Raw genomic sequence first — 23,314 nt, forward strand, 5'->3', positions numbered from 1 at the left:
CAAGCTCATGGAAGAAAATCAGAGCCCTCGGGGCGTGACCGTCGTCGACATCAACAAAGAGATGCGCGACGCCTATCTGCAATATTCGATGTCTGTCATCGTGGGTCGTGCTTTGCCCGACGTGCGTGATGGACTGAAACCCGTTCACCGCCGGATCTTGTTCGCGCAATACGAGATGGGGAACAGCCACGACAAACCCTACAAAAAATCAGCCCGGGTTGTTGGTGAAGTGATGGGTAAATATCACCCTCACGGTGATATGGCGATCTACGACTCGATGGTGCGGATGGCGCAGGATTTCTCGCTGCGCTACCCGCTTGAAGACGGTCAGGGAAACTTCGGTTCCATCGATGGTGATGCTCCCGCAGCCAGCCGTTACACCGAAGTCCGCGTCACCAAACTGGCCGAAGAGCTTCTTGAAGACATCGACAAAGAGACCGTCAAGTTCGGTCCGAACTACGACGATTCGCTTGAAGTGCCGATGGTTCTTCCGGCGAAGTTCCCGAACTTGCTGGTGAACGGTTCGGCGGGGATCGCCGTCGGTATGGCGACGAACATTCCGCCCCATAACCTGGGTGAAGTGATCGACGGTTGTATCCACCTGATCGATAATCCTGACTGCTCGATCGACGATCTGATGCAGAAAATTCCTGGCCCCGACTTCCCTTCGTACGGCGTCGTCTCGGGCACGCAAGGCATTCATCAAGCCTACAAAAAGGGAAAAGGGATCATCACGCTGAAAGCCGTTGCGGATATCGAAGCCCGCAAAGACGGTCGTGAAGAGATCATCGTGACCGAAATCCCGTACCAGGTGAACAAGGCGAAGCTGATCGAAAGCATCGCCGACATGGTTCGTGAAAAAACGATCGAAGGCATTTCCGATCTGCGTGACGAGTCGTCGCGCGAGGGAATGCGCATCGTGATTTCGATCAAACGCGGTGAAAACGCGTCGGTGATCCTGAATCGCCTGTACAAGTTCACGCAGCTGCAAGTCAGCTTCGGTATCATCATGCTGGCGCTCGACGCGAAGAACCAGCCCGTCACCTTCGATCTGAAGATGATGCTTCAGGCGTTCATCGAGCACCGCCGTGACGTCGTCACTCGTCGTTGCTTGTTCGATCTGAAGAAGGCGCAGGAAAAAGCGCATATCTTGGAAGGTCTGAAGAAGGCCCTCGACAACATCGATGCGGTCATCGCGACGATCAAAGCCTCGGGGGATTCGTCGGTTGCGACCACGAACCTGATGGATAAGTTCGCGTTCTCGGAACGCCAAGCGAAGGCGATCTTGGAAATGCGTTTGCAACGTCTGACCGGCTTGGAGCGCGACAAGATCTTGGCGGAACTCGCCGAGCTCATGAAAACCATCGACTGGTTGAAAATGGTTCTGGCGGACGTCAAAGAAATCTACAAAATCATCGTCGGTGAATTGACCGAGATCCGTAAACGTCACGCCGATCCCCGTCGCACGCAAATCGCGAACGACGGTGGCGACATCGAAGACGAAGATCTGATCGCGGAAGAACCGATGGTCGTCACCATCACGAACACGGGTTACATCAAGCGCATTTCGCCGGATGAATACCGTGTGCAACGTCGTGGCGGCAAAGGCCTGAAAGGCATGGAAACGCGGGACGAGGACTACGTCACCGACATCTTCAGTGCCAGCACCAAGACGAACCTTTTGATCTTTACCGACAAAGGGAAGGTCTATTGGACGAAAGTTCACCGTCTGCCCCAGGGCAATCGGACCAGCAAAGGGAAAGCGATCGCGAACGTCGTTCAACTGCAGAACACCGAAAAAGTGATGGCGGTTCTGCCGGTCGAGAACTTCGACGAAAATCGCTTCGTCGTGATGCTCACTCAAAAAGGGATCATCAAGAAGACTTCGCTCGACGCGTTCGCGAATCCGCGGACCGCGGGAATCATCGCGCTGACGACCGATCTGGATGACCAGGTCATCGACGCGAAGATTTCGGACGGCGAAAGCGATATCTTCATCGCGACCCGCGAGGGGATGTCGATTCGTTTCAACGAAAGCGACGTTCGTGCCATGGGCCGTTCCGCACGTGGCGTGAAAGGGATCACCCTGGCGAAGACCGACGTGGTGCAGACCATGGAAATCCTCGGTAAGGGTTCGAAAGACACCCTGCTGGTGGTCACAGAAGGCGGCTACGGTAAGCGCTCGGAACAAGAGGAATACCGTATCCAAGGTCGTGGCGGCGTCGGCATCATCACCCAGAAGACGACCGACAAAGTCGGGAACGTCGTGGGTGCAAAACGTGTCGCGAACAACCAAGAAGTCATCCTGACCACCGATAAGGGGCAGGTCATCCGCATGAAGGTCACGGACATTTCGCTGTTGGGTCGTAACACCCAGGGCGTACGTTTGATCAACCTTGCGGACAAAGATGAATTGGTGACCGGATTTGCGGTCGTTGACGATGAAGAGCAATTGGAAACCACGCCGCCGGCGGGAACCCAAACGCACTAAATCGGAGTCGAAATGCGAAAGAGCCAACAGAGGCGAAATCTCAATGGACGAGGTCACGGGGTGATTCGAGTCTGGTGGGTTTACGGGTTGGCTCTTTTCTTTTTTCTGGCGTGTGAGCGACCGATTCAGAAAGAGTACAAGAAGGCCGAAACCGAGGCTTCGTCTCAGAACTGGCGTACGGCGGTCAGTTTGTTTGAAGACATCGTCCGGACGGAACCCGCGAGCGCGGAAGCGCTGATGTCGGCGCGGGAAGGAGCGCGTATCGCTTCTCTGGAAATCAAAGACGTCACGCGCGCCATTCCCTTGTATCGCCACTTGGTCTTGTATTCGCCCGAGCCGAAGGAATCCTTGAACGCGCAAAAACAGATCGTGGATATCGTCTTCGCGCAGATTCAGGATTACCCACGCGCCATCGAAGAGATTTCAAGTCTGCTGCAAGTCGAGACCGACGCTGAAGAGCGGGTCGCTTACCGCGTGAAGTTGGCGCGAAGCTATTACCACATGAATAACTTCATGCAGGCGGCGGCCGAGCTTAAAGAGCTTCTGCGTGGCCCTCATGACCATAAGTTGGATTTTGAAATCAAAGAGCTGCAAGCGAACATCTTGATCGCCGACAAAAAGTACGACGAGGCTTCGGTGATTCTGCGCGATCTTCTAACGAAACATCGTGACCAGGCGATTCGCGAGAACGTCCCGATGACCTTGGCGGTCGCTTTGGAAGAGCAAAAGGACTTCAAGGGTGCGATTGGTATTCTTGAGTCGGTGAAGGCCTCACATCCCGTGCCGGAATATGTGGAGCTTCGCCTGAAAAGACTACGCGAGCGCTCGCTCAATCAGCCCGGCGCTCGAGGATGGAAGAAATGAAGCCAAATAAAGGGCTTATTTTCATGGCGATGGGTTTTGAACTCGTCGGATTGATTTTAGGGTGCATATTTATCGGGCAATGGGTTGATGAGAATTACGGCACGAAGGGGCTGGGGCTGGTTGGTTTTTCAGCAGCGGCTTTAGTGGGCTGGCTCGTGCACATTGTGCAGCTCTTGAAGAAGTTTGAAGCGGATTCAGAAGAGCCCGAATCGAAATGAATGTCTTGTCCGAGGGTCAGCGGATCAGTTAAGCCCCATTCGTGCTTAAAAGCTTCTTTGTTATTCAACTTGCTTTGATCGCGCTCGTGACCGTATTGGCCGGTTTCTTCTCGTGGGAAACTGCCGCATCGGTGTTCATCGGCGGTGTGACAATGCTCGTGAATTTCGCGGTGCTGGCCGGTTCTTGGGCTCTGATCAACAGCAAAAAACTCATTGCTCTCTGTGTTTTAATCATTGTAAGTAAGTACACGATTTTAGCCGTGTTGTTGTATCGCATTTTGAGCCTTCCCTGGGTTCAGCCTCTTAGCTTTCTCGTGGGAATCTCGATATTTGTGTTCGCGGCCGTTTTGTTAGGACTTTATCAACAGAGTTCTTTCAAGGCGCAGGAACAGGAATAGGAATTAGCCGATGGCTTCAAGTTTGACCTCATTGATCCCTGGAGTGGGCGACACCTACGCTCACGTTGCGACAGCTGGAATTGTTTCGGCAGGTTTGATCGCCGCAACTTTCATCGCACGCGCTCAACTGGGTACCGGTGAAACGGCGGTTGTTCCCGCTGGCAAACTTTCGTTCCGCGGTTTCTTCGAATTCATCACCGAGTTCATTCAAGGTCTTTCGGACATGGTCATTGGTGAACATGGACGCGCGTTCGTCCCCATGTTCGCGGCGACTTTCACTTTCGTTTTGATTAACAACCTCGTCGGGATGATTCCCGGTATGGTTCCCGCGACGGAAAATCTGAACACCACGCTGGCGATGGGTTTCTTCATGTTCTTCGCCTACAACATCTTCGGCGTGAAAGAGAACGGCGTTGCTTACTTCAAACACTTCCTGGGTCCCATCTGGTGGCTGATTCCGTTGATGCTCGTCATCGAGTTGATCTCGCACTTTGTGCGTCCGATCAGCTTGGGTCTGCGTCTGGCGAACGTCCTTCAAGGTGACCATACGGTTGTCGGCATTTTCTTGAATCTGTTCCCTATCGGGTTGCCGATCCCGTTCTACATGCTGGGCCTGTTCGTGGCCTGCGTTCAGGCTTTCGTGTTCACGCTGTTGTCGATGGTTTACGTGGCTCTCGCGACGGCGCACGATCACTAGAAATTTATTAACAAATCAGAATTGTACAATAAGGAGAAACAGTTCATGAAAAGCACAATCCGTAACATCTTGATCACTATGACTGCTGCAATGGCGGCAACTTCGGCTTTCGCACAAGATGCGGCAGCAGTTGCAACTTCGCAGAACGGCATGATCGCAATGGCAGCTGGTCTGGCCATCGGTCTGGCAGCTATCGGCGGCGCGATCGGACAAGCAATGACCGCAGCTTCGGCTTTGGACGGCATCGCTCGTAACCCCGCAGCTCAGTCGAAAGTCTTCACTCCCATGATCATCGGTCTGGCTCTGATCGAGTCGCTGGTCATCTACGCGTTCGTTATCGCGTTCTTCCTCCAAGGCAAATTCTAATCTCCGCTTTCGCGTAGATTCGAAATCTTGAGACTAAGGCCACCTTCGGGTGGCCTTTTGTTTTGGGGCTTTCACATCTTTTTCACTGTCGATTTTCCGGACGGGCGTCAGTCGTGAAAGGGCCGTTCTTTGCTCTTTCACCGGTCCCGATGACGGCAACGATTTTCGCGTCTTCCAGGCTCCAAAACGGGTGATTCATTTGCACTGACTACCGGGCAGAGGTGGCAGGATGCGATTCTTCGTTTGGGCCCTCATTCTCCAGTTGTCGGTGGTTCCCGCATTCGCGATGAAGTACCGCACACTCCAAGGCGTGAAAGAGTCCACGGTACGGACCCTGAACACGGGCTTCAACGTCCGTAGTGAACGCTCCACCACGAGCTCCTCGCTGGGACAAATACAAGAGCTGATCAACGGTGGAAGGTTTGAAGTCGACGTCCGAGAGGTCGACGAAGATTGGATCCGCGTGCGCACGGCGAAGGGCGATGGGTGGATTCACCGGACCGCGCTTCAAGACGTGGAAGTGAAAACCGATTTTGTCCTACGTCACGAACCGAACTCCATGGCCGCCAATCGCGGCACGATCGCCGAAGGGCTTTTCGTTCGCGAGAACGACGCCATCTTGACCGGACGGACGGAAATCGAAGAGCGCAACGGTAAGACGAACAAGTGGCATGAGATCTTCGTTCGTGGCGAGCGCGCGTGGGTTCATGAAAATGCGATCACCAAAAAGGAAGAGGCGGCGGTGACTCCCACTCCGGCTTCGGAACGCGCGTCGGCCGAGGCGAAAGCGGAAGAAAAGGTCGAGGAAAAGCCGAAACCCAAACCGGAAGTTCAATGCGTGGGGAGTTTGAACGAAGCCCGCGGTGAAGAGCGTTTCCAAAAATTGCTTTCGCGCGGCAACCCGTTCACGACGTGGAACGGCCCTTGGGGCGCGACCATTGCGGTGCAGTCCAACGGGCAAGCGATTCTGAACCATCCGATGAAGGGTAAGATTCCGCTGACGCTGGCGTTGTGTATGGATAAACGTGATCGCGCCTTCATCACGGTGAACGGTACGAAGATCTATTTCAAAGACGAAAACATGAGCCGCATCAGCGTGACCGATCCCACATCGGGCGATGCGTATGATTTCTCCCGGGGTGTTCAATGATGCGTTTCATGACCGTCTTGGCGATGATATTAGGTGCCTCGGGTTTCGCAATGGCGCAAGATTGCCGGTACCAAACTCGCCCGAACGACGTGTTCTTCCAGAACCTTCCTTCCGAAATCAAAGGTTGGGTCAACTGCGGTGCGAGCGGCGGGAACGTGATCTACGTTGCAAAAACCGAAAAGAAATCCGTGATCCAGTGGCAATCTTGGTTCCGCGAATACCAACTGGTTTTGAATCCCGAAGAAGCGAAAATCACCGTGCTGAAAAGTGGAAAGCTGGCGGGTGGAATCGAAACCCATTGGCTGGAAAGTCAGCGGAGCACGGGCGCGACCCGTCATTTGCTGATCGTGAAACCGGATGGCCGGAAGAATAGTTTGGTCTTTATCCAATCGGCGAACGTGGGAACCGGCGAACGGGCCGCATTCACGGTGCCGGATTCCCTACGTCGCATCATTCGCGGAGTGGATGCGGTCTTGCTCGATCGGGAATTCCCGCTGAATTAAGGGCCCGCGTTTCCGCGCGCCCCGGATCACTCACAGATATTTGTTCACGACGTTTTCGACGCGATCGCGGATGCGCTTCAAGCCCGCTTCGCTGGTCGACTCGAAACGCAAGACCAGGACGGGTTGCGTGTTCGACGAACGTGCGAGCGCCCAACCATCTTCGAAACTCAGGCGGATGCCGTCGGTTTCGTCGATCTTGTATCCCGCACCGCCTTGAGGGAAGGCTTCTTTGATCTTCTCGACGATCAAAACCTTCTTTTCCTCAGTAGTATCCACACGAATTTCGGGAGTGTTGAACGCCGAGGGTAGGCCTTCCAGAAGTTGCGTGATGGTCTTGCCGGTTTTCGACAAGATCTCGCAAACGCGCAGTCCTGCGTACAATGCATCGTCGTAACCGTAGTTACGGTCCGCGAAGAAGATATGTCCGCTCATTTCGCCGCCGAAGGGGCTTTTGTCGGATTTGATTTTTTCTTTGATGAGCGAATGTCCGGTCTTCCACATGACGGGAACGCCGCCGTTGGCTTTGACGTCCGCGTACATGCGATCCGAGCACTTCACGTCGCCGATGATTTTCGCGCCGGGATTGGCTTGCAGAACGCTCCGACTGATCAAAACCATCAGCTCGTCGCCGTAAATCATGCGGCCCGTTTCGTCGATCAGACCAATGCGATCGGCATCGCCGTCGAAACCGATGCCAACGATGGCTTTTTGCTCGAGAACTTCTTTGCGCAGATCCACCAGGTTTTTTTCGACCGTGGGATCCGGATGGTGGTTGGGGAAGCGTCCATCGGGTTCTTCGAAGAGGATCGTGGGCTTCAAGCCTACGGCTTCGTACAAGCGACGCGCGATGCAGCCGCCCGCGCCGTTACCCGTGTCGAGGACGACCTTGATTGGCTTCATCAAGCCGAATTCCTTTTTATACTTTTCGACGTAGGCCGGAAAGATGTCGTACTTTTCGCTGGTGCCTTTGCCCTGCAGGAACTCGCCTTTGTCCATGATCCGACGCAGCTCTTGAATCGCTTCGCCGAAGATCGTTCCCTTGCCGACGGAAATCTTGAAGCCGTTGTAGTCGGGAGGATTATGCGAACCGGTGATCATCACCGCGCCCGCCACGTTCGGGATCGTGAAGGTCGAAAAATAAGAGATGGGCGAAGTGATCAATCCCAAATCCAGAACGTTGAGTCCCGACGACGTCAGGCTTTCCACCATGGCATCGCGAATCGAAGGACTGGAAAGGCGAGCGTCAAAACCCACCGTGACGGTCGAATTCGCCGCGTTCGTTTGGCGTTGCAGATAAACCGCATAGGATTGACCGAGTTTGCGAACGAACTCGAGATCGAACTGCTTTTCAAAAACTCCGCGGATATCGTACTCACGGAAGATCACTGGATCGTGCATGACGTCCTCCAAAATATAGGAATTCAGCCAATCTACGGGCTAAAATCAAGTGCCATTTTAAGCGCGGCTTTCATTGAGCCGTGCTTGGCGCGGCCGGTGCCGACGAGCTCCGTCGCGGGGCCGTGATCGACGGATGTTCTTAGAAAGGGCAGGCCGAGGGTCACGTGGACGCCCTCATCGAAGCCGTGGATCAGCTTGAAGGGAATCAGGCCCTGATCGTGATACGCGCACAGAAAAGCCGCGTATTTTCCCCAGTTTTCCTTCTGGAAGGCCGTGTCGGGTACGAGCGGGCCGACCAGGCGCGCCGATTTTAGCCCCAGGTTCTCTTCTTCCTCGCCGATCAAGGACTTGTCGCCGGCGTGGGGATTCAGGCCGACGAAAGCGAGGGGACGTTTGTCGTCCGGAGTGGTGGCGCGCAGAAAATTCTGAGTCAGTTCCGTAACATTCTGAATTCGCTCGGCGGTCCACTGTTTCGGAACTTTCGAAACGGGAATGTGCCCGGTCACCAAAACGACATTGAAATGCGAACCCCAAAAACTCATGTAGAGCTCCCCGGATTTTGAAACTCGGCGCAGAATTTCGGTGTGGCCCAGATCCGTCAGCCCCGCCTTGATGATTCCGGGTTTGGACAGAGGGCCGGTGACCAGCGCGGCGAACTTTTCGTCAAGGCAAGCTCGCGCGGCTTGCTCGACCCAAAGCGCGGGGGCCGCGCGGTCGAGTAAAATCTGTGCTCCGGGTTCGGAAGTCTGCGCGGCGATTTCCCAGTCATCGAACATCGGCAATTGCCGGCCGATCGCGCGCGTGAAGGCGGGCTCCTGCTCGGGGTGGAGCACGACGGTGACGTTTTGCTTAGAGCTCAGCTTCAATTCACGCAGGGACTTCGCCGAAATTTCGGCGCCGATACCGTTCAGGTCCCCGGTGGTCAGGATCAGGCGGCGCACGCGATCAGCCTTGATTGATGCGTACGAAGGCGTCGTCGCGTTTGGTCTCGATCCAATGTTGGAACTGCTGTTGGAAGGACTTTTCGCTCAAGACCGCGCGCAGGCGTTCTTTCTCTTGTTCGAAACGCGGATCGGGAATCACTTTGCGTGCGACGACTTTTAAGATGTGAAAGCCGGTGCGCGAGGGAACCACGCCTGAGCTTTCGCCGGGCTGCAGACCTTGAACGGCGCGCTCGAATTCAGGACTCATCTCGCCGGTTTTGAAAACTCCCAACGATCCACCTTGAGTGAAATTGGAATCCTCAGAGTGCTGTTCGGCCAGGGCGTCGAAAGTTTGTCCGCCTTTGATTTTTGCGGCGACTTCTTCTGCGCGTTGCTTTGCCGCTTCAGGCCCGCCTTTGCGCGGATTGAAATAGATGTGCGCGAGCGTGTACTCGGCGCCCGATTCCGACTTCGGGAAGCGGCGTAGGTACTCGGCCAGGACGTCTTCGTCGCTGACGCGAACTTTCGAGGTGATCTCTTGCTCCATGAGAGCCTGACGCTCGATCCGCGTTTTCATGAACTGCTGGTATTCGGACATACGCACACCCTGCCCGAGCAAAGCTTGGGTGAGTTCGGCGCGGCTCATATTATTGCGTTTTGCGATCTCGCGAATTTCTTGTTCGACCCGCTCGATGGTGACGGCGAGGTTCAGGCGTTTGATTTCGGAATCCAGAATGCGCTCCGAGATCAGATAGTTCAGCTGCGCTTTCGGATCGGTCTTCAGTTGATCGGGTTTCATGCCCACCAGCAAAAGTTCGTCGATCATGCCGTTGTTTTTGATCTTTTCCCGAAACTTATCCACATCCGAACGCAGGATAATTTCGTTGTTCACGACGGCGACGATGCCTTCAAGAGGTTCGCGCGCGGCTTGAGCGCTCGAGGCGACCAGCAAGGCTAGGATGAATGCTTTCACGTCAGCTCTCCTCATCTGTCAGATCTCGGCGAACGATCAATCGCGGGTTTCGACTTTGAGCGCGTTGATCAGGTCACGATTGATCGAAACCCGGGACGAACGCAACTGTTCGTCCATCCATTGGGTGTACTCTCTTTGCTCTTGCTGACCAATGAGAATCTTGCGGATGACCGGTCTCAAATCGTCGAATTTACGGTAGCCCGCGGGCTCCTTCTTTTCGACTTTGAAAATGTGAAAGCCGTAGGTGCTTTCCAGCACCTGACTGGTTGCGCCACCGGCCGAGAGGCCAAAAGCTTTGTCGAAAACGTCCAAGGAGCCGCGTTCGATCCACCCGACCAAACCGCCGTTTTTTCCCTCTGGAGCGATGGAGTACTTCGTTGCCAGGGTTTCGAACTTCTTTTTGTTTTTGAGCTCGGTGTGGATGTCCTGCGCTTTACCCAGATCGTCGACGACGATCTGGCGTAGATACACCCGTTCGGGGTGGCGGTATTTTTCTTTGTTCTCTTCGTAGAACTTCTTCATTTCCTCTTCGGTCGGGGCGATCGCCTTCTTTTGGAACTGCGCGAAGACTTTTTTCTGCAGCAACAAGAAGCGGATACGATCACGCCATTCCGAAAGGGACAGGTTTTCTTCGGCGAGTGAGCGGCGGAAGGAAATGTCGTCCGGAAATCCCGAGCGAATTTCGTTTACCTCTTGGTCCCACTCACCGCTGGAGACGTCGACTTTATTGTTGGTCGCGTAACGGGTAAAAAGGGCTTCGGTCAGAAAATCTTGGATCACGGACTTCCGCGCGCGATCCACCTGTGCGGGATCTTTCGCGGCGAGGGCGTCGAAATTTTTGAGCTGGCGTGAAAGGCGGTCGCTGAACTCTTTCAGATTCATGCTGCGGTCATCGACTTGGATGACCGCCTGGTCCGCGACGGGAGTGTTCTTCCAAAAGCAGCCGGTCGGAAGAAAAAGCAAAAATGCGCCGGCCGCCAGGAACTGAAGTTTCATGACCTCAGTTCTACTCTAGAGCTTTGATATTGGTCGAGATTTTATAGGTCTTTTTAACGCGGTCGAAATAGTCGTTAAAGAGGTCCAAACGCTTTTCGTTGTGCACGGCCATGCGGATTTGACGTTTGTCGGCATTGGCGAAAGTCCGGCGTCCGGTGACCCGCACGATGTGGTAACCGAAGGGCGTATCCACCAGGCCGCGAGTTTCGCCGACGCGCATTTTCGACAGGACGTCGTAGAAGTTCGGCGTCAGGGTCATGCGGCTTTGGAAACCCGCATCGCCACCGGTCTGTTTGGTCACGAGGTCATCCGAGTACAAACGGACCAGCTCTTCGAAGGGGCGTTTTGACTTGGTCACTTCGCCGTAAATTTCGTCGGCGCGTTTTTTCGCTTCCGCACGTTGGGCGGCGGTGGCTCCCGGCTTCACTTCGATCACGATATGCGAAAAGCGGATTTCGGGATTGCGCTTGTAATACTCTTCCATCTCTTTGTCCGAGACGGTGATTTTTTGGATGCGATCGCCCAGTTCCTTTTCGAGGAAGGTCTTGTAGAGTTCCGCTTTCACGCGCTCTTGGAAGATCGGATCTTTTTCCAGATTCCGTTTTTCCGCTTCCGCCAAACCGACTTCGAAGCGCACCAAGTCTTCCAGGAACTGCTGCTTCGTGGGAGGGTTGAACGTGTTTTTCACTTCGTTGAAGCGGCGATTGAAGTCTTCGACGGTGATTTTGCGGTTGCCGACGGTGGCGACGACTTCGTCTTTTTTGCCTTGCGCGATCGCGAGCATGGGAATGGTCAGCATGACGAGCGCTACTCGAAGAAATTTCTGAGTCATTTCAAGTCCTTTGAGAAGTCCGTTTCTCTGTCCGTACAGAGTAACACCCTTAAGGACGGGGCAGCAAACTTTTTGCGGCCTGAAGTCGGGACTCATGGAGCGCTTTTTCGAGTCCCTCCTTCAGGACTAAAGACCGGGGATCCTCGTCTTTGCTGACCGGCGGAAGCGCCTCGGCCCAATCGATCAGGACGCGCGCGAAGGGTTTAGGAAGAAAAGTTTTGTTCCACGACTTTTCGAAACGCCAAGCCCGGTCGACCGCGACGCCGACGGGAAAAATGGGCGCCTGAAGCATGCGACTGACTTCGAACACGCCCGGCTTCACTTGATAGATGGGGCCCTTGGGGCCATCGACCGCGAAGCTGGAATTGCGGCGGTCTTCACGAATCTTGCGGATCAAACCTTTTAGCGCGCCGACCGCACCCCGCGTGGAAGATCCACGTGTCGAGGTCGCGCCTTGCAAGTGCAAGATCGTGTTCATCAGCTCGCCGTCTTTCGACTGCGAGGCGATGGTCGTCACTCGATATTTTCCGATGAGGTAAAGCAGCACGAGTTCGTCCCCGTGCCAGTGCGCGAACAGGACGGTCGCGCGATCACGTAAGGCCTGGGTCAAAGATTCGGGCTGACGAACTTCGATCCTCCAGGTGAGGACCAAAGTGCGATAGATCAGCCAAACGATGAAACCCAGGACCTTTTGCTTCAGCATTATTTATGCAGGAGCGTTTTGAACTCTTGAGTCAGCTTCGGCACGATTTCGAACGCGTCACCGACGAGTCCGTAAGTCGCTTTTTGGAAGATCGGTGCGTTCGCATCGTTATTGATCGCGACGATCACTTTCGAACCGCTCATTCCCGCCAAGTGCTGAACCGCGCCCGAGATTCCGACCGCGATGTACAAAGTGGGGGCCACCGTTTTGCCGGTCTGGCCGACCTGCATCCCGTGACCGACCCAACCCGCATCGACGACCGCGCGCGAAGCGCCCACCGTCGCGCCCAGCACGTCCGCGAGCTCTTCGAGCATTTTGAAGTTCCCGGCCTCTTTCAAACCACGACCGCCTGAAACGATGATGTTCGCTTCGGTGAGATCGAGCTTCGCGCTGGCGCCTTTGACGACCTCTTGGATCTGCGCCCACAGGGGAGCTTTCACCGCGAGGGTCGTTGCCGAAGGCGACGAGGTTTTCGTCGAAGCATTCACCGGAAGTTGGTTCGCGCGCATCAGCACCATCTGTACGGGCGAATCTTGGAATCCGACTTTGGCGAAGACTTTACCCGCCATGTAGGGCTTTTTCGCGGTGACGGTCGTACCCGACCATTCCAGACCGACGCAGTCGCTGGCGACGCCGGCTTTCAAGCGGGCCGCCGCGCGGGGGAAAAGGTCGCGGCCGCTGGCGCTGGCCGAACCGAGGATCACGGTCGCGCCGGATTTTTGTGCGGCTTCGACCAAGACGTCCGTGAAAATTTCAGGATTGTAGTTGTCCGTCGAGGTATCGGTCGCGACGAAGACATTTTCCACGCCCCACGTGCCGAGTTCGCCGGTCAGCGAAGCGGCGTTCGCGCCAAAGGCCACCGCCGAGGTCGTGAGGTTCGCACTTTGCGCCCACGAGAGAAGTTCGGTGGCGCTGCGCTTGAGTTTGCCATTTTGATGTTCGCAATAGATCAGAACTTGTGACATTCGCGGCGCCTTTCTTAGATGACTTTCGCTTCGTTACGAAGCGCTTCGGTCAGGGTTTTCGCTTGGGTGGCGGCATCGCCGCTCAACATCTTGACCGCGGGTTTTTCGGGCGGCATTTCGAAGCTCAGAACGGGAGTCTTCGCTTCGAGCTTCACGCCGAGGGTCGCGCCGTCGATTTCCTTCACGGTTTTCTTCTTCGCTTTCATGATTCCTTGCAGGCTCGCGTAACGGGGCATGTTCAGGCCCTTGTTCGCCGCGATCACGGCCGGGAGTTTCACACGCACGACTTCTTTCGCGCCACCTTCGGTGTCACGTTCGACGGTGACCGCTTCGGGATTCCAGCCGAGTTTCGAAACGACCGAGGTGTGACCGATGCCGAGGTTTTCCGCGAGCATTTGACCGACCGCCGAGGCGTTGTCATCGATCGCGAGCTTTCCCGAAAGGATCAGCTGCGCGGGGCCTTCCGCGGCGATCGCCTTTGCGAGCAGTTCGGCCGTGACCGAGGCATCGATGTTTTCCGGAGCGTCGACGACGAGGCCTTCATCGGCACCCATGGCCAGCGCGGTCCGCACGACTTCGATCGCGCGTTTCTTAGGACCCACGGTGATCGCGAAAATCTGGCTTCCCGCATTTTGATCACGAATTTTGATCGCTTCTTCCACGGCGTATTCGTCGTAGGGGTTCATCACCCATTTGACGCCCGCGGCGTCGAGGCTTTTGCCGTCAGCGGCGATTTTGACTTTGGTTTCCGTGTCGGGAACCTGCTTGATGCAGACGAAAATCTTCATCGTTTAACTCCTGGTCATGACATGCTCTTCGAGGCCCGCACTATCAGCGAATTCGAAAAGTGAATCAAACCGATTTTGCCCTTTGAAAAGGCGTTTAACATTGCGCAGCGAGATTGCATTTTCCGAAGCTTTCCAACGCCTTCTGGACAGAAAGTCGAGCCGGGCGTATGAATGAAAGGGAACTGATAAAACGCCTCCATTTTGACAGGGATTTCTATGGCAAATGCAGCAGCAAATGCAGTGGGAGCGGGTGCGAAAGCCCGGCCCTTCTTTCTCACGAGCATCGGTAAAAAATATTTGATGGGTTTGACCGGTCTGATTTGGGCCGGCTTCGTGTTCGGTCACATGGCCGGCAACATGCTCATGTTCATCTCGGCCGATATGTACAATGCATACGGACACGCGCTGGTGAGTGGGAAAATGATCTACGTGATCGAAACGGTGCTGGTGACGGCGCTTCTGGTTCACGTGGTGGCCGCGGTCAGCCTGACGCTCGAAAATCGGGCGGCTCGTGGCGGTCAGCGCTACGCGGTTCGTAGCAAAACCGCGAAGGGCGCCTCGCTGGCGTCGCGGACGATGGCCATTCAGGGTTCCGTCGTTCTGGCGTTCGTGATCTTGCATCTGGCGACATTCAAGTACGGCACTTACTATGAGACGACGGTCGATGGCGTGGTGATGCGCGATCTGCACCGTTTGCTGGTCGAAACCTTTCAGTCTCCGGGTTACGTGGTGTGGTACCTCGTCGCCTTGGTGATCTTGGGTTTCCATCTTTCGCACGGGATCGGATCGTTGTTCCAATCCCTGGGCGTGAAGAACGAACGCACCGAACCTTTGATCAACAAAGTCAGTCTGCTCTACGGAATCGTGGTCGCGGGCGGATTCTTGGCGCAACCCATTTACATCTTTTTGAGCGCGTAACGGGAGTCAATCATGTCGACAATTCTGAACAGCAACATTCCCGGCGGCGCGGTCCAAGACAAGTGGGACAACTTCAAGTTCGAAGGCAAACTCGTCAACCCCGCGAACAAACGTAAACACACGATCATCGTTGTGGGCACGGGCCTAGCGGGCGCGAGCGCCGCGGCTTCGCTGGGTGAGCTGGGTTACAACGTGAAAAGCTTCTGCGTTCACGAAAGTCCGCGCCGCGCGCACTCGATCGCCGCGCAAGGTGGAATCAACGCCGCGAAGAACTACAAAAACGACGGCGACTCGGTCTACCGTCTGTTTTACGACACCGTGAAGGGCGGGGACTTCCGCGCCCGTGAAGCCAACGTCTATCGTTTGGCGCAAATTTCGACGCAAATCATCGATCACTGCGTGGCGCAGGGCGTGCCCTTCGCGCGCGAGTACGGCGGCTTGCTCGCCAACCGCTCGTTCGGGGGCTCGCAGGTTTCGCGGACGTTCTACGCCCGCGGTCAGACCGGTCAGCAGCTTTTGTTGGGCGCTTATTCGGCGCTGATGCGGCAAGTGGATTTGAAGCAGGTTCAACTTTACTCGCGTCGCGAGATGCTCGACGTGGTGACCGTGAACGGTCAGGCGCGCGGGATCGTCGTGCGCAACCTGAACACCGGGGAAATCGAAGCTCACGAAGCGGACGCCGTCTGTATCGCCAGCGGTGGTTACTCGAACGTCTTCTTCTTGTCGACGAACGCGATGGCGTGCGCGGTGACCGCCGCTTGGAAGGCGCACAAGAAGGGCGCGTTCTTCGCGAACCCGTGCTTCACGCAAATTCACCCGACCTGCATTCCCGTTCATGGCGAAATGCAGTCGAAACTGACCTTGATGTCCGAGTCGCTCCGGAATGACGGCCGCGTTTGGGTTCCGAAACTCAAAGGTGACAAACGTCATCCTTCGCAGATTCCCGACGATGAGCGCGACTATTATTTGGAGCGCGTCTATCCGAGTTTCGGGAACCTGGCTCCCCGTGACGTGGCTTCGCGCCAAGCGAAATACCGCGTGGACGAAGGACACGGCGTCGGTGAAACCGGCATCGCGGTTTATCTGGATTTCCGCGACGCGATCAAACGTTTGGGACAGCCGGCAATCGCCGCTCGTTACGGCAATCTGTTCGATATGTACGCGCAGATCACCGGTGAAAATCCTTACGAACAACCGATGCGTATCTACCCTGCGCCCCACTACACGATGGGCGGACTGTGGGTGGACTACAATCTGATGAGCAACGTTCCGGGCCTCTTCGTCCTGGGCGAAGCGAATTTCTCGGATCACGGTGCGAACCGTCTGGGTGCCTCGGCGCTCATGCAGGGTTTGGCGGACGGTTACTTCGTCATTCCGCACACGATGGGGAACTACATCGCCTCGACGAAACTCGAAAAAGTCTCGACGTCGCATGATGCTTTCAAAGCTTCGGTCGCGGCGGTCAACGCGGAAGTTTCGAAACTGATGGGTATCCGGGGTGGCCGCTCGGTGGATAGTTTCCACAAAGAACTCGGCCATATCATGTGGGAAAACTGCGGAATGGGTCGGAACGCCAAAGGTTTGGCGGAAGCACAAACTAAAATCTCGGCGTTGCGTGATGAATTCTGGCAGAACGTGCGGATTCCTGGCGAACAGAACTACATTAACCCCGAACTCGAAAAAGCGGGACGCGTGGCGGATTTCATGGAACTCGGCGAGCTGATGTGCCGGGATGCCTTGGTTCGTGAAGAGTCTTGCGGTGGTCACTTCCGTGACGAACACCAGATCGACGGCGAGGCGAAACGTGATGACGAAAAATTCTGTCACGTGGGCGCATGGGAATACAAAGGGGCTTCGGCGCAGAAGTCCGTCCGTCATCAAGAAGAATTGAAATTCGAGAACGTCAAACTGGCGACTCGCTCGTATAAGTGATTGAGGGAAATATGGCAGCACACGGAAAAACTCTGAATCTGACCCTGCGAGTGTGGCGGCAAAAATCGGCGAAAGACGATGGTCGTTTTGTCGACTATCCCGCAAAAGGTGTTTCCGCCGACGCTTCGTTTTTGGAAATGCTCGATCAGGTGAACGAAGGTCTGATTGGTAAGGGCGAAGATCCGATCACTTTCGATCACGACTGCCGGGAAGGGATCTGCGGCTCTTGCGGCTTCATGATCAACGGCGACGCGCACGGACCTTTGAAGGGCGTCACCGTCTGCCAATTGCACATGCGCACGTTCAGTGACGGAGAAACTCTCACGCTGGAACCTTGGCGCGCAAAAGCCTTCCCCGTCCAAAAAGATCTCATGGTCGATCGCAGCGCATTCGATCGCATCATCGCGGCGGGCGGCTACATTTCGGTCGATACCGGTAACGCGGTGGACGCGAATTCTTTGCCGGTGCCGAAGCCCAATGCCGACGCGGCCTTTGAATCGGCGGCATGTATCGGATGCGGCGCTTGTGTCGCCAGCTGTAAGAACGCGTCGGCGATGCTTTTCGTCGGAGCGAAAGTCTCGCATTTCTCGTTGCTGCCGCAAGGTCAGGTGGAAAGCCCTGAGCGCGTGGACCGTATGGTGACGCAAATGGATCATGAAGGCTTCGGCAACTGCACGACCACGGGTTCGTGTTCGGCGTCGTGTCCCAAAGAGATCCCTTTGGCGAACATCGCACGGATGAACCGCGAGCTTTTGGTTTCTGCTCTGACTAAACGCGAAGCCTCGTCGGGCGACGGCATCTAATCCGCGCCCATGTCGTCGACTCCACGCGTGTTTATTGTTCACGGCTATTTAGCCAGTCCGTCGAGCCATTGGTTTCCGTGGCTCCGTGACGAATTAAGTGAGCGTGGGGCGAACGTGGATGTCATTCCCCTTCCGCAATCGGAAAGCCCCCAGCTCGAAGCTTGGTTGGATTGTTTGAAAGATCGAGTGGGCGTTCCGGATGAGCGGACTCATTTTGTGGCCCATAGTTTGGGTTGCGTGGCGACGCTGAAGTACCTGCAGGCTTGGCCTTCGGACACGCTGATCGGCAGTCTGATGCTCGTGGCGGGCTTTACGGGGCGACTTCTCAACCTACCGCAATTGGATGGTTTCACGGAAAGCGCTGTCGATTTTGCGAGTTTGCGGCGTATGGCGCCGGTCCGTCACGTTCTGCTTTCGGAAAATGATATGGTGGTGCGCCCGCCCCACACGGAAAAGCTGGCGGAAGACCTGCTCGCGAAGTTATGGCGGGTCCCCGATGCGGGGCATTTCTTGGGTTCAGAGGGCGTGACTCGTTTGGACCAGGCGCTCGAAATCCTCGCGCCCCGTCTGCATCAAGGAACGTAGTATTTCACGTTGAAGCTGAACTGAATCGGTTCGTGTTGGCAGTCCGACGAATCGTTGTCACCCGTGGTGATGAAGCCGAAGCGATGCGCATCCGCGGGCAGCTTTTTCGCCGCGAATTTATAGAAAATCTGCTTATCCATATCGAGTTTGATCTGACCGCTCGTTTGCGTTGCCGGCATTTGCACGCTCGCAAGGCCGATTTCCTGTCCGACGATATAGGGATCATAACCCGAAACGTTGGTGGCTTTGCCTTTCAAAGCTTCCCACTCGTAACGACGAAGATCCCCGTCTTTCGGCAGCATATCCGTCAGGTTCTTATAAGAAGAGGCCAGGACGTAGCCATTGAAGGTCATGATGATCTCATCGTCGTAAAGCATGTCTTGCTTGGGGAAGTTGAAGGTGACATCGCAGACGACCGCGTTCGGGGGAACGGGCAGATCGTAGCGTTGTTCTGAACGGGCTTGGACGTAACCGTTGCGCTCGGCGAGGTTGCCGTCCTTATTCCATTTACAGCTCGGCGGCTTCGGGAAATTCACCGTCGCATTGGCGGTGGAAAGAGAGCGGTTCGAACAGTTTTGCTCCGCTTCCGTTTCCGAGATCGGCAGATCGCCGTCAAGATCGGGAGGACCGGGAGGTTTTTTGTCGTCGTTGCCACCACTCGACGTCACGTCCACCGCGTCCGAGGTGAAATTCGCTTTCGAGCAGTTTTGAAATGCGAGTGCCGTCAAGGCCAGACACACCGTGATCACGGACGTAGCCATGCGTTTCATTGGAATCCCCCTGTCACAGTTTAGCGCGTCCGAAAAAAAGTTGGGCGAAATCCCTTCCGTTTTCACAAAAGCGTCTCGTAACGAGCCACATCAATTTGCCCGAAAGCCTTGCTGGGCGTGTCTTTCCGGAAGGACGGGCGTCAGGCATCTTGAGGATTCTCCCGATAAGTCCAGTCGAGGTGTGAATGAAGAAGATGGGCGACTTGATGAAAGAGCTGGGTTTTCGTGAAGAGGGATCGGAAAGCGTGAAGCGCGCCTTCGTCGAAAATCTCCGTCGTGTCCTCGAACAACAAGAGGCGGGAAAACCCGCATCGCCCGCGCGCGAAGCGGTCACGACCTCGGCGAAATGTCCCGTCGTCAAAACCGCGTTCCAGAGCGCGGCGAATCCGCCCGAACAGCTGTCTCTGTTTGAGACGACCGAGACGGTCTTGCGTCCCAAGCGCGTCCGCGCCAGCTAAGGGCTGTCGATGATTTTTTCGACACCCGTTAGAACCTGAACGATCAAAACCCCCATGTTCGCGCCTAAAAGGCACTGGCTTTGCACACTTAGCCGGTGAGGCACGAGACATATGGGCATGAAAACGAAACACCTTATTCTTGGAATCGCGACCAGCATCACGCTGAGCGCGGGTGTTTCGTTCGCCGCGGGTAAAGAAAAAAGCTGCATCAGCGGTGGCTCCGTCCCTGCTAAACTCCGTGTTGGTCAGACCGGATTTCAAGATGAAGATATCACCGTTGTCGAAGGCGTATCGGGACCTGAAGTCCGTATTGGAAAGACGACGATGTTCTTGAGCCCCGGCAGTGCGGAAGAAGAGAAGTCGAGTGGTGGCGAGCCAAGTCGCAACAACAGCTGGTGTTTCATCGACCCCGAGCTGAATCGCCGTAATCAGGGAAAGCCGACCGACGTATCATGTGATCCTTTTGGCTCGAAGAAACAGGACGGAAGTTTCGAAAAACCGCTATCCATTAATGGATCCAACGGCCGCCCGATCGCAGAGATTCATGCGAAAGAAGTCAAAGATAGCAACGGTAAGAAAATGATCCAGCTCATTTTCAAGAAGTTAGGTAGCAGTGATTCGCGCGACAAAGCGACCAACAAGCTGGTGATCACGGGACATGCGAAAAAAGAAGGTCCGAACGTCAAATCGAGTATCCGCTTGGAGTCGCGAGATTTCGACGGCGATCATTTGAACGGCGTTCTCGAGTCCACGATTTTGGGAAGATTGAAAGAGGGCGACACCGGAAATGATCCGCGTGGAAGCGATCAGTTCTCAAGCTGCAAATCGCCGAACCAAGCGAAAGGTCAGTATAAAAAAACTGATAACGAAGCTCCTGAGAGCTGGGTTGATTTACAAGGAAACCATTTGGTGATGCGCGGAAACGAGCGTTACATCCAAGATCAGTACCGCAAAGACCGTGCTCCTCTGCACGCAGAAGACAATACCGGTCGTGGGGGCGGCGTCAGCTAAACTTATGGCGTCTCAATCCGAGACGCCGACATGAATCCCGTCGTTCCCACCGAGAAATCACCATTAAATCCGCGTTCGGGTTACAATAAATTATGTCGAGTCTTCGCCGATTCGTGCGCAACTGCGCACGCTTAACACCGCTTTTGATCGTGGGGTTCTGCTTTCAGAACTTCACGGAGTTGCAGGTGCCGCCGCGTCCGGAGTCCGCGCCCGCGCGACACGGGACCGAGGCGACGTCGGTGAACGCTGCGGCCGAGGACTTCCTGCGCACGCAGTGGATGCCCGAGCTGCGCAGCCTGGAGCAGCGCTACGCTGAAAAACTTCAGTTTCAGTTTTCACCACATCGTCCAGACGTGGGCGAGATCGAAATGAACTTGCTCGGAGACGCGCTGCCCGCGCACCGAAGCGAGGAAACGATGAAAGTGTCGGTGGTGAACGACCGCCTGCGTTTCCGTTTTACGAACATGGATCTCGCGTGCGATTACCAGCCGGCGAAGTCTCTTCTGAGCTTCCGCACGCAGATGAATACGCCCGGCCAATTGCAGTTCGAACACTCCGGACGCGACCAGACCAGCCGCTTGAGCTGGCAGATGTCTTGGTAAAATCCTAAGCCCGAGCCCCTCGAAAGTCCGTTCGCGCGACTCGCGCTAATTTCTCTCATAAACGAAACCCGCTGGACTTCGGTGTGACATTCACGCCTTCCGTCCGGAAATTCGCTTCCTGAGCGCTTTCGGGGATTCCGCGCGAACTCGAGTTGCTATCCTAATCCGCGAAACCCAATCAAGGAGCCACCCTATGTCGATTCATGGACGAATCGCCGTTTCTTTTCTTGTTCCGCTCGTTACGGCGCTGGTCGCCGCACTGCCGGCCGCGGCCCAAAAGAAGCCCGAAGTTAATCCCGCACCGGAATTCATTCCCGGACAGTATCTTGTCCGCCTGCGGACTCCTGGAATCATCGGCTCTTCGGCGATTCAAGCGCTCGAGGAAAAAGCGAAAGGGAAAGTCCTGCGCGTACACGAAAATCAAAACTTCGTGCTGCTGCAGAAGCCGCTCATCCAAAGCGCGGAAGGCGCGCTCATGGACATTCAATCTACGGACGATGTCCTTTTGGTCGAACCCAACTACGTCTATCGCGTGAATAAGACCGCGAACGATCCCGATCTGGGGAAGCTTTGGGGTATTCGTAACTCGGGACAACAAGACTCTTCGCGCCAAGCGGGCGTCGCGGGCATCGATGTCGACGCGGAACGCGCGTGGGATATCACGACAGGCTCGAAAGATGTCGTGGTTGCGGTCATCGATACGGGTGTCGACTATCGTCACCCCGATCTGGCGGCGAACGCTTGGGTGAACGAAGCGGAATTGAACGGGAAACCCGGCGTCGACGATGACGGTAACGGTTTCGTCGATGACGTTTACGGCGCGAGCTTCGCGGATCCCGCGAAACCGACCGGAAATCCGATGGACGATCACGGTCACGGGACTCACTGCGCGGGTACGATCGGCGCGAAGGGCGATGACGGTCGCGGCATCGTCGGCGTCAGCTGGGACGTACGTATCATGGGCGTGAAGTTCCTGGGCGCGGACGGTTCGGGAAGCCTGGAGGGCGCGATCCAAGCGATCGACTACGCCACCCGCATGGGGGCGCGCATCCAGTCCAACTCGTGGGCGGGCGGCGGTTACTCGAAACTTCTGGAAGAAGCGATTCAACGTGCGGATGCGGCGAACGTTCTGTTCATCGCGGCGAGCTCGAACTCGGGCGGCAATAACGACGCGAGCCCGGTTTATCCCGCGACCTACAACGTGCCGAACATCATTTCCGTCGCGGCGATCGATAACCGCGGAACGTTGGCGGATTTCTCGAACTACGGACGCACGACGGTTCACGTCGCGGCTCCTGGTGTGAACATCCACAGTTCGCTTCCCGGCAGCGCTTACGATTCATGGTCGGGAACGTCGATGGCGACCCCGCACGTTTCGGGTGTGGCGGCCTTGCTGGTGGCGCATGATGCCTACGCCACTCACTATCAGTTGCGTCAGCGTATTCTGGACGGCGCGCGTCCCCTGGCGGGCCTGCGCGGCAAAGTTTCTACGGGCGGCGTCGTGAACGCCTACTACTCGCTGACGGGTCAGGCTCCTCCGGAAGATCCGAACGATCCCGCGAAGTGGTTGCAACAGTCGGCGAACTTCTCGACTCCGCATCCTTACGTGAAGAAAGAGCTGATCGAGTGGGAGCTGTCGATTCCCGGCGCGACGCAAATGGCGCTTTATTTCTCGAAGTTCCAGACGGAGCGGACTTACGACACGCTGACGTTGAAGAACCGCGCGGGCCAGACGATCGCCGTTCTTTCGGGATCGATGGATGATTCGTTCTCGCCGATCATCGCGGGCGATTACGTGAAGCTAATCTTCAAGAGCGACGATTCGATCGAAAAATACGGAATCGACATTACCGGAGTCGCGTTCCGCTAATTTGACCGGAAAGTTCACTTTTCTTAATGGGGCGCGCGTAAAGCGACGCCCCTTTTTTATTTCGGCACTTGTTGACGGAGCTCGAGCATCGGCCCAGAGT

Annotated in this window: 25 protein-coding genes; 16 read left to right on the plus strand and 9 right to left on the minus strand. The window is 55.7% G+C overall.

What is annotated here, in order from left to right:
• The first annotated feature begins 7 nt into the window (after positions 1 to 7).
• The 8 genes from gyrA (at position 8) to KF767_15325 (ending at position 6,687) form a co-directional block, all read left to right on the plus strand.
• Entirely contained in the window at positions 8 to 2,491 is a 2,484-nt protein-coding gene (gene gyrA, locus KF767_15290; protein ID MBX3019250.1) for a DNA gyrase subunit A, read from the plus strand.
• A 60-nt stretch (positions 2,492 to 2,551) separates the two neighbouring features.
• Positions 2,552 to 3,355, plus strand: a complete 804-nt coding sequence (locus KF767_15295; protein MBX3019251.1) for a tetratricopeptide repeat protein — start codon at positions 2,552 to 2,554, stop codon at positions 3,353 to 3,355.
• A complete protein-coding gene (locus KF767_15300; protein MBX3019252.1) occupies positions 3,352 to 3,573 on the plus strand; it encodes an AtpZ/AtpI family protein in 222 nt (73 codons plus the stop codon). The genes KF767_15295 and KF767_15300 overlap by 4 nt, the downstream gene beginning before the upstream one ends.
• Before the next feature lie 41 nt (positions 3,574 to 3,614).
• Entirely contained in the window at positions 3,615 to 3,971 is a 357-nt protein-coding gene (locus KF767_15305) for an ATP synthase subunit I (protein ID MBX3019253.1), read from the plus strand.
• Positions 3,972 to 3,981: 10 nt separating this feature from the next.
• Positions 3,982 to 4,668 carry a F0F1 ATP synthase subunit A gene (gene atpB / locus KF767_15310; protein MBX3019254.1) on the plus strand — a complete coding sequence of 229 codons (687 nt, stop codon included), beginning with the start codon at positions 3,982 to 3,984 and terminating at the stop codon, positions 4,666 to 4,668.
• A 57-nt stretch (positions 4,669 to 4,725) separates the two neighbouring features.
• Positions 4,726 to 5,034, plus strand: coding sequence for an ATP synthase F0 subunit C (gene atpE / locus KF767_15315; protein ID MBX3019255.1), 309 nt, complete (start codon positions 4,726 to 4,728; stop codon positions 5,032 to 5,034).
• 229 nt (positions 5,035 to 5,263) lie between these two features.
• Positions 5,264 to 6,184 (plus strand): hypothetical protein, encoded by a 921-nt coding sequence (locus KF767_15320; GenBank protein ID MBX3019256.1) that lies wholly within the window; start codon positions 5,264 to 5,266, stop codon positions 6,182 to 6,184.
• Positions 6,181 to 6,687 (plus strand): hypothetical protein, encoded by a 507-nt coding sequence (locus KF767_15325; GenBank protein ID MBX3019257.1) that lies wholly within the window; start codon positions 6,181 to 6,183, stop codon positions 6,685 to 6,687. The genes KF767_15320 and KF767_15325 overlap by 4 nt, the downstream gene beginning before the upstream one ends.
• A 30-nt stretch (positions 6,688 to 6,717) precedes the next feature.
• Here KF767_15325 and KF767_15330 read toward each other — a convergent pair whose 3' ends face one another.
• From KF767_15330 to KF767_15365, 8 genes are read right to left on the minus strand one after another with little or no spacing between them, the layout of a single operon-like run.
• The gene (locus KF767_15330) at positions 6,718 to 8,085 is read right to left on the minus strand and encodes a phosphomannomutase/phosphoglucomutase (protein ID MBX3019258.1); all 1,368 of its coding nucleotides are present in this window, start codon (positions 8,083 to 8,085) and stop codon (positions 6,718 to 6,720) included.
• A gap of 32 nt (positions 8,086 to 8,117) precedes the next feature.
• Positions 8,118 to 9,026, minus strand: coding sequence for a 4-hydroxythreonine-4-phosphate dehydrogenase PdxA (locus KF767_15335; protein MBX3019259.1), 909 nt, complete (start codon positions 9,024 to 9,026; stop codon positions 8,118 to 8,120).
• A gap of 4 nt (positions 9,027 to 9,030) precedes the next feature.
• Entirely contained in the window at positions 9,031 to 9,981 is a 951-nt protein-coding gene (locus KF767_15340; protein MBX3019260.1) for a peptidylprolyl isomerase, read from the minus strand.
• Between the two features lie 36 nt (positions 9,982 to 10,017).
• Positions 10,018 to 10,977, minus strand: a complete 960-nt coding sequence (locus KF767_15345; protein MBX3019261.1) for a peptidyl-prolyl cis-trans isomerase — start codon at positions 10,975 to 10,977, stop codon at positions 10,018 to 10,020.
• Between the two features lie 10 nt (positions 10,978 to 10,987).
• Positions 10,988 to 11,809, minus strand: a complete 822-nt coding sequence (locus tag KF767_15350; protein ID MBX3019262.1) for a peptidylprolyl isomerase — start codon at positions 11,807 to 11,809, stop codon at positions 10,988 to 10,990.
• 49 nt (positions 11,810 to 11,858) lie between these two features.
• Complete coding sequence (locus KF767_15355; GenBank protein MBX3019263.1) at positions 11,859 to 12,512, minus strand: lysophospholipid acyltransferase family protein; 654 nt, start codon at positions 12,510 to 12,512, stop codon at positions 11,859 to 11,861.
• Positions 12,512 to 13,477, minus strand: a complete 966-nt coding sequence (locus KF767_15360) for an electron transfer flavoprotein subunit alpha/FixB family protein (protein ID MBX3019264.1) — start codon at positions 13,475 to 13,477, stop codon at positions 12,512 to 12,514. Before KF767_15360 ends, KF767_15355 begins: the two co-directional genes overlap by 1 nt.
• Before the next feature lie 14 nt (positions 13,478 to 13,491).
• Positions 13,492 to 14,265 (minus strand): electron transfer flavoprotein subunit beta/FixA family protein, encoded by a 774-nt coding sequence (locus KF767_15365; protein ID MBX3019265.1) that lies wholly within the window; start codon positions 14,263 to 14,265, stop codon positions 13,492 to 13,494.
• Between the two features lie 216 nt (positions 14,266 to 14,481).
• On the opposite strand from KF767_15365, the gene KF767_15370 reads away from it, so the two are divergent.
• Genes KF767_15370 through KF767_15385 form a run of 4 tightly spaced genes read left to right on the plus strand, consistent with a single transcriptional unit; the run spans position 14,482 to position 18,503 of the window.
• On the plus strand, positions 14,482 to 15,183 hold the full coding sequence (locus KF767_15370) for a succinate dehydrogenase cytochrome b subunit (GenBank protein MBX3019266.1): 702 nt from the start codon (positions 14,482 to 14,484) through the stop codon (positions 15,181 to 15,183).
• A 12-nt stretch (positions 15,184 to 15,195) separates the two neighbouring features.
• Positions 15,196 to 17,115, plus strand: coding sequence for a fumarate reductase/succinate dehydrogenase flavoprotein subunit (locus KF767_15375; protein ID MBX3019267.1), 1,920 nt, complete (start codon positions 15,196 to 15,198; stop codon positions 17,113 to 17,115).
• 11 nt (positions 17,116 to 17,126) lie between these two features.
• Positions 17,127 to 17,918, plus strand: a complete 792-nt coding sequence (locus tag KF767_15380) for a succinate dehydrogenase/fumarate reductase iron-sulfur subunit (protein MBX3019268.1) — start codon at positions 17,127 to 17,129, stop codon at positions 17,916 to 17,918.
• A 9-nt stretch (positions 17,919 to 17,927) separates the two neighbouring features.
• On the plus strand, positions 17,928 to 18,503 hold the full coding sequence (locus KF767_15385; GenBank protein MBX3019269.1) for an alpha/beta hydrolase: 576 nt from the start codon (positions 17,928 to 17,930) through the stop codon (positions 18,501 to 18,503).
• Here the strand turns inward: KF767_15385 and KF767_15390 are convergent.
• A complete protein-coding gene (locus KF767_15390; protein MBX3019270.1) occupies positions 18,491 to 19,273 on the minus strand; it encodes a hypothetical protein in 783 nt (260 codons plus the stop codon). The genes KF767_15385 and KF767_15390 overlap by 13 nt on opposite strands.
• Before the next feature lie 185 nt (positions 19,274 to 19,458).
• On the opposite strand from KF767_15390, the gene KF767_15395 reads away from it, so the two are divergent.
• The 4 genes from KF767_15395 to KF767_15410 all read left to right on the plus strand — a co-directional run bounded on the left by KF767_15395 (position 19,459) and on the right by KF767_15410 (position 23,214).
• On the plus strand, positions 19,459 to 19,731 hold the full coding sequence (locus tag KF767_15395) for a hypothetical protein (protein MBX3019271.1): 273 nt from the start codon (positions 19,459 to 19,461) through the stop codon (positions 19,729 to 19,731).
• Positions 19,732 to 19,848: 117 nt separating this feature from the next.
• Positions 19,849 to 20,742 carry a hypothetical protein gene (locus KF767_15400; protein ID MBX3019272.1) on the plus strand — a complete coding sequence of 298 codons (894 nt, stop codon included), beginning with the start codon at positions 19,849 to 19,851 and terminating at the stop codon, positions 20,740 to 20,742.
• A gap of 92 nt (positions 20,743 to 20,834) precedes the next feature.
• Positions 20,835 to 21,344, plus strand: a complete 510-nt coding sequence (locus KF767_15405) for a hypothetical protein (GenBank protein MBX3019273.1) — start codon at positions 20,835 to 20,837, stop codon at positions 21,342 to 21,344.
• Positions 21,345 to 21,537: 193 nt separating this feature from the next.
• Positions 21,538 to 23,214, plus strand: coding sequence for a S8 family serine peptidase (locus KF767_15410; GenBank protein ID MBX3019274.1), 1,677 nt, complete (start codon positions 21,538 to 21,540; stop codon positions 23,212 to 23,214).
• Positions 23,215 to 23,314 lie beyond the last annotated feature (100 nt).

The sequence above is a fragment of the Pseudobdellovibrionaceae bacterium genome (assembly GCA_019637875.1).
Classification (GTDB): Bacteria; Bdellovibrionota; Bdellovibrionia; order Bdellovibrionales; family Bdellovibrionaceae; genus JAHBUW01.